Origin of the sequence: Kitasatospora sp. NPDC056783, assembly GCF_042789895.1 — a bacterium.
Taxonomy (GTDB): domain Bacteria; phylum Actinomycetota; class Actinomycetes; order Streptomycetales; family Streptomycetaceae; genus Kitasatospora.
This window is the reverse complement of sequence record NZ_JBHUAF010000430.1, coordinates 1-7,069: the sequence shown is the minus strand read 5'-3', so window position 1 is coordinate 7,069 and position 7,069 is coordinate 1. Positions and strand designations below refer to the sequence as shown.

The window sequence follows — 7,069 nt, the reverse complement described above, 5'->3', positions numbered from 1 at the left end:
GAGCGGCACCTCCAGCTGCGCCGCCAGGTCCGCCACCAGGGCGTCCAGCCAGCCCCGGATCGTGCCCGGGTCGAACAGGTCGGCGTCGTACTCGGCCTGGCCCGCGTAGCCGTCGGCGTCCGGGGTGAGGCCGAACGAGCAGTCGGCGCGGGTGGAGTGGCCGGGGAGGTCCTCGACCTCGGCGGTCAGGCCGGGCAGGTCGAGGGCGATGGGCGGGGTGCTCTGGACGGCGAGCATGATCTGCGGGTACGAGGCGGGCAGGTGGACGCCGCGTTCGCGCAGCGGGTCGAGCAGCATCCGGAACGGGGTCACCCCGTGGTCGAGGGCGGAGGCGATCGTCTCGGCGGCGGTGTCCACCAGTTCCCCGAACCCGCCGTCGCTCCCGGTCGGCACCAGGATCGGCAGGCCGTTGGTGAGCAGGCCGACCACCCTCTCGTCGGCCGGCCGGGTCCGGTTGGCGTTGGAGAGCAGGATCAGCACCCGCGGCGCCCCGCCGAGCGAGCCGAGCAGGCGGGCGAGCGCGGCCAGCAGGACGGCGGAGGCGGTGGTGGAGCGCGCGGCGGCGTACCGTCCGACCGCCTCGGCCACCGGCGCCGGGACACGGAACCCGACGGTCCCGCCGCGCCCGGAGCGGTGCTCGGGGCGCGGCCGGTCGGTGGGCAGGTCCACCGAGAGCGGGGCGCCGCCGAGCACCTCGGCCCAGTGGTCGGCGCACGCCGCGACGGTGGCCCGGGTGACCACCGTCCGCTCCCAGCAGGCGTGGTCGGTCATCCGGCCGGGGTCCTCGGGCAGCGGCCCGCCGGTGCGGTAGAGCGCGCCCAGGTCGTCCAGCACGGTGGCCAGTGACCAGCCGTCGATCGCGATGTGGTGGAAGGTCAGCAGCAGCGCCCACTCCCGCTCCGCCGTCCGCAGCAGCCGGGCGCGCAGCAGCGGCGGTGCGGCGAGGTCGAAGGGGCGGCGGATCTCGGCGTCGGTGGCCTCGGCGAGCGCCGCCGCCCGCCCGGCGGGGCCGAGCGCCCGGAGGTCCTCGACCGGGAGCCGGGCCGGGGTGTTCGGCAGCACCTGCTGGAGCACCCCGAGCGCGGTGTCCAGGAACCGGGTCCGCAGGCTCTCGTGGCGCTCGGTCAGCGCCGTCAGGGCGTCCGCCAGCCGTTCGGGCTCCAGCGGTCCGCGCAGGGTGATCCGCTGGATGATGTTCCACACCGCCGGGTCGGCCGACCCGGCGTGGGCGCCGTGCATCCGGTGCTGCGCCACCCCGGCCGGCGCGGCGGCCAGGGCGGTCCCGGCGCCGGTCAGGGTGGACAGCAGCCGCTCGCGGTGGGCCCGGACCAGACCGGTGACCTCCTCGTCCATCGCCCCCGCCGGGGCCAGGTAGCCGAGCCGCTCGCCGGTGGTGCGCAGCACGATCTCGCGTTCGTCGAGCAGTTCGAGGAGCCGGGCCCACTCCTTCTCGGCCGTGCTCACAGGGTGCCCTCCTCGTAGGCCGGGGCCTGCTCGACGGCGGGCCGGTGGGCGGCCATCGCGCGGATGGTCGGGCGGCGGAAGAAGTCCAGCACGCCGATGCGCAGCCCGGTGGCCTCGCGGACCCGGTTCAGCAGCCGGGTGGCGGCCAGCGAGTGCCCGCCCAGGTCGAAGAAGGAGGTCTCCACCCCGGCGGGGCGGCCGAGTTCCTCCTCCCAGAGCCGTTGCACGGTGTGCTCCAGGTCGGTGGCCGGCGCGGCCTCGGGCCGGTCGGCGCCGAGCGGCCGGGGCTCGGGCAGGGCGGCGGTGTCCAGCTTGCCGTTGGTGTTGAACGGCAGGGTTTCGACGGTGGCCCAGAGGGCGGGCACCAGGTAGTCGGGCAGCAGGTCGGCCAACTGGTCGGCGATCCGGGGCAGTTCGCCGGCCGGGCAGCCGACGTACCCGGCGAGCGCCGTGCCCGCCGCGGTCCGGTGCGCCGTCACCACCGCCGAGGAGACCCCGGGGATGCCGCGCAGCACGGTCTCGATCTCGCCCGGTTCGACCCGGTAGCCGCGGATCTTGACCTGACGGTCGGCCCGGCCGAGGTACTCCAGCAGGCCGTCCGGCCGCCACCGGCCGAGGTCGCCGGTACGGTAGCGGCGGCCGTCGGGGGTGTCGACGAAGCGGGCGGCGGTCTCCTGCTCGCGGTCGAGGTAGCCGATGCCGACCTGGACGCCCAGCGCGTGGATCTCGCCGACCGCGCCCGGCGGCACCCGGCGTCCGGCGGGGTCCAGCAGGACGATCCGGACGCCCACCCCCGGGCGGCCGACGGGGGCGTGCTCGGGGCCGTCCGGGTCGACCTCGCAGACCGTCAGGCCGTGGGTCTCGGTCGGGCCGTACTCGTTGACCAGCCGGCAGCCGGGGTTGCGGTGCAGGAAGGCCCGCAGGCCAGGGGTGACCAGCACCTGCTCGCCGCCGGAGATCATCTCCCGCAGGTGCGGCACCGGCTCCTCGCCGAGGGCGTCGGCGAGCGCGGCCAGCGGCGTGTACGGCAGGTAGACCCGTTCGGTCCGGGTGGCCCGGACCACGGCGGCCAGCGCCGTGACGTCGTAGCGGGTCTCCTCGTCGATCAGCAGCAGGGTGCCGCCGCCGCCGAGCGTGGTGAGGACCTCCTGGATGCTGACGTCGAATCCGCAGGAGGCGTACTGGAGGGTCCGGGCGGCGGGGTGGGCGGCGATGTTCCAGGCCGCGAGGTGGGCCACGCCCAGGGAGTGCATCAGCACGCCCTTGGGACGGCCGGTGGACCCGGAGGTGTACAGCAGGTACCCGGGTGCCCGCGGCGAGGGGACGGGCAGCGGGGGCAGCTCGGCCGGCCCGGCGGGCGGGGCGCCGCCGGTGAGCACGGTGGGGACGGTCAGGCCGAGGGCCGCCGGGGCGTCGTCCGAGGCGGTGACCAGTACGGCGGGCCGGGCGTCCTCGACGATCAGCCGGCAGCGCTCCGGGCCCTGGAGCAGGTCGATCGGCAGGTGGACGGCGCCGAGGCGCAGGGCGGCCAGCATGGCGGCCACCTGGTCCACCGAGCGGGGCAGCAGCACGCCCACCCGGTCGCCCTCGCGGACGCCGGCGGCCAGCAGCCGGCCGGCCAGGTCCTCGACCCGGGCCAGCAGCGTCCGGTAGTCCGTCTCGGTGCCGTCGGCGGCGACCACCGCGGCCTGCCCGGGGCGCTCGGCCGCGGTCGCCGCGATGGTGGCCAGCGGGTGCGGCGGGTCCTGGACGGCCTCCGGTCCGCACTCCAGCGCGGTGGAGCGGACCCGGCCCAGCGCCTCGGCGAAGTCCGGCTCGCCGGACAGGTCCAGGCGCAGGGCCAGGGTGTTGACGAAGAACCCGACCAGGTCCTCGGTGCCCTCGGCCCGGTTGGCCACCGGGGTGCCCAGCACGATCTCGTCCTGGCCGGCGTGGCGCTGGAGGACGCCGGCGAAGGCGGTCAGCAGCACCATGAACAGGGTCGAGCGCTGGGACCTCGCCAACTCGCGCAGACCGTCGGCGAGTTCGGCGGGCAGGTGGTGGACGAAGGCGCGGCCCCGGCCGTCCGGCACCGCCGGACGCGGCCGGTCGGTGGGCAGCGCCAGCACCGGCAGGTCGCCGCCGCCGAACACCTTGCGCCAGTGGGCGAGGCTCTCCTCGTAGGCGCCGGCGGCCACCCGGGCCCGCTCCCGGGCGGCCTCGGCGGCCGGAGTGGTGGTGAGCAGCGGCAGCCGGGCGGGCCGGCCCTCGCGGGCGGCCGGGTACAGCTCGCCCAGCTCCCGGGTGATCACCACGGTGGACAGGGTGTCGATCACGATGTGGTGCATCGACAGGACCAGGACGTGCCGGTCGGCGGCCCGCTCCAGCAGCAGTGCCCGGAACAGCGGGCCCTCGGCCAGGTCGAAGCGGTGCGCGCCCTCGGCGGCGACCAGGTCGGCGACGGCGTCGGGTGAGGCCGCGTCGGCCGTGACGTGCCGCAGCACCGGGCCGGTGGGCGGTGCCAGCACCTGCTGGAACGGTTCGCCGTCCTGTTCCCGGAAGACGCTGCGCAGCGCGACATGGCGTTCGACCAGCAGGCGCAGCGCGCCGTCCAGCGCCCGCGCGTCGAGCGGACCGTCCAGGGCGATCGCCTTGACCTCGTTGTACTGGCCGCCGTCCGGCAGCATCCGGTGCAGGAACCACATCCGCTGCTGGGCGTAGGACAGCGGGGCGCCGCGCAGGGTGTCCCGGCGCAGGACGTCGAGCTGCGGCAGACCGGACGCGACCTGCTCGGGGGAGAGCCCGAAGTCCACGAAGGCGGCGATCTCGTCGGCGCCGGCGGCCCGCAGCTCGGACAGCACCCCCCGGACGCTCTCCGGGGTGCCGATCAGCGCGCGGGAGGCGCAGTACCGCTCGTACGCGCGCTCCAGCACGAACTCCAGGTCCTCCTCGCGGGCGTTCTCGTAGTCGAGGGTCAGGCCCAGGCTGTTGGCCATCTGCCCGAACAGCGAGAGCGAGGAGCGCAGGTAGTGGCAGAACGGGCGGTAGGCCTGCTCGCGCGCGGTGGCCAGGTCGGTGCCCAGGTAGGTGTGGACCAGCACGACCACCCGGCCCGCCTCCGGGTCGAGGCCGTGCTCGGCCCGGGTGCGCCGGTAGAGGGCGACGTTCTCGGCCAGCTGCGCGACGTCCTGGGTCATCAGGTTGGTGATGACGCCGAGGTCGTGCCGGGCCGCCTCGCGGAAGCTGTCCGGGTTGCCGACGATCGCGGTGAACATCGGCGGCAGTTCCTGGAGCGGGCGCGGGTGCAGGCTCACCTCGATCGGCTCGCCGTTGCCGTTGCGGCCCCGGTACGGCTCGCCGCGCCACAGCGCCCGGACGGTGTCGACCTGCCGGTGCATCAGCTCCTTGTGGCTGCCGTAGTGCTCGGGGAAGAACAGGAAGTCGTTGGGGTGCCAGCCGCTGGCGAAGCCCAGGCCGACCCGGCCGCCGGAGAGGTTGTCGACCACCGACCACTCCTCGGCGACCCGCACCGGGTGGTGCAGCGGCAGCACCGCGCAGCCCGCGTTCAGCCGGATCCGGCTGGTCTCCCGGGCCAGGGCGGCGGCGAGCACCGAGGGGTTGGGGAAGATGCCGCCGAAGGAGTGGAAGTGGCGTTCGGGCAGCCAGACGGAGTGGAAGTCGTGCCGGTCGGCGAAGCGGGCGCTCTCCAGGACGATCCGGTACTTCTCGTCCTCCGGGGAGTCCAGGGGGTAGTCGCCGAAGAAGTAGAGGCTGAAGTCCACCGGACGCCGGGGGTCGCGGACCGGCTGGTACGTGGTCGGGACGGCATCGGTACGGGCCGTCCCGACGGGTGCCGGCGGTGCGGCGGCGGCCCGGGCGGCGGGCGGCCGGACGCCGGGCGAGGCCGGGAAGAAGCCGCCGCGCCGCAGGTCGCGCAGCGACTCGCGGACCGCGTCGATCACGAACTCCACGTCGCCGTCGGTGTGGGCGGTGGAGAGGAAGAAGTTGCGCCACTCCCACACGTAGACCCCGCGGGTCAGCAGGTGCGGGAAGAGCAGTTCCATGTCGGCCCGGGGCTCGAAGCGGAAGAGCGAGCCGAAGTGGGCCAGGCGCAGCGGGAACTCCTCCTCCTCGAAGAACGCGTTCAGGGTGGCCGCCAGCTCGTCGGTGCGGGCGTTCAGCCGCTCCTGGAGGCCGGGGCCGGCGGCCTTGAGGTGGCGCAGCACCGCGCCCGCGGCGGTCATCGCCAGCGGGTGCTGGATGTAGGTGCCGCCGAAGAAGGTGGTGTCCTTGGGCGGGTAGCTGTCGTCCCCGTAGTCCCAGTGCCCGCCGTCGATCCCGTCCAGGATGTCGGCCCGCCCGGCGATCGCGCCGATCGGGTAGCCGCCGCCGAGCACCTTGCCGTAGGTGGACACGTCCGGGGTGACGCCCCAGAAGCCCTCGGCGCCGCGCAGGTGGGGGCGGAAGCCGGTGAGCATCTGGTCGAAGACCAGCACGATGCCGAGCCGGGTGGTCAGTTCGCGCAGCGAGCGGACGAAGTCGACGGGCCGGCGCCCCGGGTGGCGGCTCTGCACCGGCTCCACCAGGACGGCGGCGATCCGGTCGCCGTGCTCCTCGATGACCTTGAGGCTCTCCGGATCGCCGTACCGCAGCACCAGCAGGTCCGCGACCGCGCTGCGGGGGATGCCGATGGACACCGGGACGGTCTCCCGGTCGGCGCCGTGGCCCAGCGTCCGGCCCAGGGTGTGGTCGAAGTGGCCGTGGTAGGAGCCCTCGAACATGACGATCTTGTCCCGGCCGGTGTGCGCCCGGGCCAGCCGGATCGCCCCGGCGTTCGCCTCGGTGCCGGAGTTGGCGAACGCGACCCGCTCGGTGCCGGTCAGCTCGGCCAGCAGCTTGGCGGCCTCGCCGGTCTCCGGGCCGCGCGGGCCCAGTCGCAGCCCGGACGCCAGGTGCTCGCGGACGGCCTCGGAGACGAACTCCGGGTCGTGGCCGAAGAGCAGGACGCCGAAGCCCATGGTGATGTCGACGTACGGGTTGCCGTCGACGTCCTCCAGCCGGGAGCCCCGGGCACGGCGGGCGGCGAGCGGGTAGAGCATCTCCTTGGTGCCGGAGCGGAAGCCGACCACGGCGCGGCTGTCCGCGAGGGTGCGGCGGTGGCGGCGGGTGATCGCCTTGGAGGCGGTGGTGCGGGCGGTGAAGCGGGCGACCAGCTCGTCCACGTGGGCGCGCTGCCGGTCGGTCAGGCCGCCGGAGGCCATGCCGGACGCGCGGGAGACGGTCACCCGGGGGCCGTGCACCTGCGGGGCGGCGGGGGTCGTCGTCGTGGGCGCCTCGGCCACTGGTGTCGGGGTGACGGGGGCCGGGGCTGCGGGGGCCGGGGTGGTGAGGGGCGCCACGGCCGGGGGCAGCGGGGCGGGAACGGCCGCCGGGGGGAGCGCGGGCACGGCGGCGGTCCCGGCCAGCAGGCCGAGCTGGTCGCGCATCAGGTCGGAGAACTGGCCGAGCAGCGCGAGCTGGCGTTCGATCAGGCCGGTGCTGCCGTCGGCCACCTGCGGCAGCGGGGCGGGGGCCTGCGGGGCGGCCGGCGTGGGGAGCGCGGGGAGAGCGGGCCGGGGTGCCGGGG

2 protein-coding genes are annotated in these 7,069 nt (G+C 75.6%); both read right to left on the bottom strand.

Features of this window, described 5'->3' with window-relative positions; all coding sequences use genetic code 11:
- Window positions 1–1,464, bottom strand: a 1,464-nt coding sequence (locus ACFRMQ_RS35930; RefSeq protein ID WP_380735019.1) for a condensation domain-containing protein, incomplete at its 3' end; no start/stop codon positions are given.
- A complete protein-coding gene (locus ACFRMQ_RS35925; RefSeq protein ID WP_380735018.1) occupies window positions 1,461–6,995 on the bottom strand; it encodes a MupA/Atu3671 family FMN-dependent luciferase-like monooxygenase in 5,535 nt (1,844 codons plus the stop codon). The genes ACFRMQ_RS35925 and ACFRMQ_RS35930, both read right to left, overlap by 4 nt.
- Window positions 6,996–7,069 lie beyond the last annotated feature (74 nt).